2 protein-coding genes are annotated in these 3,864 nt (G+C 63.8%); both read right to left on the bottom strand.

Annotated features, from left to right (window positions below; translation table 11 throughout):
* Nucleotides 1–445: 445 nt before the first annotated feature.
* The gene (locus HMPREF2890_RS06590) at nucleotides 446–1,237 is read right to left on the bottom strand and encodes a biotin--[acetyl-CoA-carboxylase] ligase (RefSeq protein ID WP_070466834.1); all 792 of its coding nucleotides are present in this window, start codon (nucleotides 1,235–1,237) and stop codon (nucleotides 446–448) included.
* Entirely contained in the window at nucleotides 1,234–3,735 is a 2,502-nt protein-coding gene (locus tag HMPREF2890_RS06585) for a glycosyltransferase family protein (RefSeq protein ID WP_070466831.1), read from the bottom strand. Before HMPREF2890_RS06585 ends, HMPREF2890_RS06590 begins: the two co-directional genes overlap by 4 nt.
* Between the last annotated feature and the right edge of the window lie 129 nt (nucleotides 3,736–3,864).

Below are 3,864 nucleotides of genomic sequence, written 5' to 3'. Positions count from 1 at the left end.
GTTTCACCCACCATTTTGACCTATACGCCTAAAAAAAGGGTGCCTCACCCCATGGCTGACGTTTTTGGTTTTGCTTAAGGTCTCCCTATGGTAAAAGGCAACGATCCCTTCGGGGCTTTCCTACTAGAGGTCAGCATGGTAGGGAGGCGAGCGAAGCACCCCTTGCGGGTGCCCGCTCCATAGCCCCGGGTCGAGGGGCGCAGCCCCGATGACCCGTGGATCAGCCGGCACATATATCCTCGACCCCTTGCGGGTCGCAGAGGGGGCAGCCTTGCGGATGCACCCGAGTCGAGGAGGGAGTGCCGGCGAGGGAGCGCAGAGGAGGGAGGCCGGAGAGGGAGGGAGGCCGGAGAGGGAGGGCTGAGGAGGGGGCTGGCGTCCGACTCGTCCGACTCGTCCGATAGAGTCCAGCCCCGTCCGACTCGTCCGATAGAGCCGAGGGGCACTACTCTGCCGGGTCGAGGGAGACCGTGAGGAGCATCGAGACCTCCCGGAAGGCGTAGAGCGATCGGCGCCCCGAAGGCAGTTCGCGGATCAGGAGCCGACCATCGGCCCTCACCCCCTCGATCATCCCGTAGAAGGTCTCGCCGGAGGGTCGAGCGAAGCAGAGCGCCTCGCCCCGCCCGAAGAGACAGCGGTGATACTCCGCCCGGAGTCGGCTCACCGGCCGGCTCCGCCACGCCTCGAGCGCCTCGAGGATCTCGTAGACCAGTCGGTCGTGCCAGCTGTCACCGGAGGGCGGTACCCCTCCGGCGCAACGCCACTCCGCCGCTATCGAGGTGGGTGGCGTCGGATAGCCCTCACCGAAGCGCTCCTGCAGGACGTTGACCCCGATGCCGACAACGCTCGCATCGAGGCGAGAGGATGAGAAGCTATTCTCGATCAGGATGCCGCAGATCTTTCGCCCGCCGACGAGGAGGTCGTTGGGCCACTTCACCTTCACCTCCGCCCCCGGTGGGAGCTCGCGCAGGAGCGCCTCTCTCACAGCGAGAGCGGTGAGGATATTGAGGTCAAAGAGTGTCCCCCCCTCCTCCATCAGGTCACTTGGGTGGAGGAGCAGGGTCATCGTGAGGTTTTGCCCCGCCGTCGCATCCCAGCGATGACCGAGCTGACCGCGCCCGGCGGTCTGATCGGTGGCGGTGACGACCGTATACTCCTCCAGCTCCGGCTCCTCTGCGAGACGACGCCGGAGGTAGCTATTGGTGGAGTCGACCTGAGCCAGGTGGATCCGCCTCACGCCTCTCGCTCCTCATCCCTCCTCCGATGATGATGGTAGAGGAGACCACTCACAACGATCACAAGCAGCAGCACCCCATAGGAGGCGTAGGCGGTTGTCTCGGTGACCTGCAGCGTCTTGGGGTCAAAGGTGAGGACCACCTCATGCTCCCCCGCCGGGACGACGAGACCACGGAGCAGGTAGTCGACCCGAAGGATCTTTGCCTCCTCGCCATCTATGCGCGCCTCCCAGCCGTGCGGGTAGTAGATCTCAGAGAGCACCGCAAGTCCGGCATGCGCATTGGAGGTCTTGTAGACGAGCCGGTCGGGAGCGTAGTCGGTGAGCGTCACCGTGGATAGGCTGTCCCGGAGCGTGCCGGTGGGCAACCCCTCGGCCAGCAACTGGTCCACCACCGCCACTCGGTCGAGCGGCAGCCGGCCGAGCGCATCATACTCCTCCTGCGGACCGGAGACGGTATGGATGTCGGAGACAAACCAGCCGTCGCCGTACGCCTCCGGGTCGACCACGAGCCGCTGACCGGTCACGCTGTCGGGCACGATGTAGTACTTCGTATTGAGCGCCCGGAGGACATTCCGATCCAGCTTGGAGAGATAGCCGGTGATCAGGTCCTGATAGCGACCCAGCTTGGCCGCATTATACCCACCTATGGAGCGGTGGTAGTAGGAGGTGGAGGCGTCATTGAAGGTGTCTACCGACAGGTTCATCACCCTCGCCTCGGAGGGATCGCTGAGGATCTGATCGTCCACCGGCGTCCGCTCCTGCACCTTTGCTGCAATGTCGGTCCGCGGGTGGTACATAGAGTCATTGAGGTACCTCTTGTCCACCGTCCAGAGGTCGATGAGGCAGAGCAGCGTCACGAGGGCCAGCATCGGCAGCGGCTTCACCTTTTTTTTATAGAGAAGGAGCAGGATGCCCATCCCCACGAGGAGGTAGATCAGCGACCGCAGCGCATCGGCCCTGAAGATCGCTGTCCGGACGCTCTGGAGATCCTCAACCGCATCGATCAGCTGAGGCATCTGCGCGAGGTAGGGAGCGAGTGCCTGCTGCTCCATCTGCGACGTGAAGGAGCCACCGATGGAGGGGAAGAGGTAGGCGAGGAGCGCCACACCGACCGTCAGCACGCTCGCCGTGATCGTCGCCCCCCTGCCGCGCCTCAGCCTGTCCGGTTCCCCCAGGATCAGCGCCAGCCCCCAGACGGCAAAGAGCGGGATCGTCAGCTCCGGGACCACCAAGATCGACGAGGGGGTGCGGAACTTATTGTAGAGCGGCACATGGTCGATGAAGAAATTGGTCAGCCCGGGGAAGTTGTGCCCCCACGAGAGCAGGAGGCAGAGGAGGGAGACCGCCAGCAGCGCCCACTTCATCGGGCCTCTACCCGCCACCATGCCGAAGAGCGCCAGCCAGAGGACAAAGGCGCCCACGTAGACCGGTCCCGCCGTGAAGGGCTGATCGCCCCAGTAGCGGTTTTGCTGTGCCACGAAGGCCCGGTTCTCCACCCGCGCCTTGCTCAGCGCCGGCTCATCGTAGCCGATGGCACCGCTCGCTCCCCCCTTGGCATCCGGGATCAGCAGCGTCAGCGTCTCATCCACGCCATAGCTCCAGGCGGTGATATAGTCCCGAGAGAGCCCCTTGGAGGAGGCTTCACCGCTCCCCTCCGTGGCGATGGCGCTCCCCCCGCGCATCGTCTCCTGCTGCAGCTCCCAGGTATGGTAGAGGCCCGAGCCATTGAGCCCCAGCCCGACGATGCCCCCCAGCGTCACCGCCAGCAGCGCCTTGCCGAAGTGCTTCCACTCCCCTTGACGCCCCGCCTCCACCGCCCAGGCGATGATCATCCCCGCCATGAGGAAGGCAAAATAGTAGCTCATCTGGTAGTGATTGCAGAGGATCTGCAGTCCCGTGAAGAGCGCCATGACGATGAAGCCCAGACGGTAGTATCGTCGGTGAAAGGCGTAGACTAATCCCGCGATCGTCGGTGGGATGAAGGCGAGGGTGGTGAGCTTCCAGATGTGCCCCGCCTGTATCAGGATGAGGAAGTAGGAGGAGAAGGTCCAGAGGATCGCCCCGAAGACCGAGAGCCCCCGCCTCAGCCCCCAGCTCCGCATGAAGATGTACCCCCCGAGGAGCATCATCAGGAGGAGGTAGGTGTCGCCCGGCATCAGGTCGATCGGCCACTCGAGCCGGAGGAGACTCCGCAGCGTGACAAGGGGTGCCTGAGAGTCGTAGTCGGGACGGATCTGGTAGGTGGGCATCCCCCCGAAGAGGCTCCCCGTCCAGCGGGACCACTCCCCGGTCTCCTTATGGTAGTCGACCACATCCCGTCCCGTCCCCTGCGAGGCGGCCCCGTCCACCTGGTAGAGCACCCGGTCCTCAAAGGCGGCGGGATAGAAGTAGGCATACGAAAGTCCCACAAAGAGCACCAGCGACAGGAGTACGTAAAACCACTCCTGCCTGTACCACTTCTTCGCCCTCGGCTCACGCTCAGTCATTGTCTCCGTCATAGTCTCATGGCTTATTGTTTCCACCGACAAAGATAGACAGAAGTTCAGACCTACATAGCCGGAAGGGGCGGCTATCCTATCGGACGAGCGCGCTGCCTTATCGGACGAGTCGGACGGGTCGGACGAGTC

The sequence above is a fragment of the Porphyromonas sp. HMSC065F10 genome (genome assembly GCF_001808555.1).
Taxonomy (GTDB): domain Bacteria; phylum Bacteroidota; class Bacteroidia; order Bacteroidales; family Porphyromonadaceae; genus Porphyromonas_A.
The sequence above is the reverse complement of the archived record's forward strand: the minus strand, read 5'-3'. Positions and strand labels throughout refer to the sequence as shown.

Coding starts and splice junctions, on each gene's coding strand:
- HMPREF2890_RS06585 (WP_070466831.1), bottom strand. CDS start 3,735: ATGACGGAGACAATGACTGAGCGTGAGCCGAGGGCGAAGAAGTGGTAC.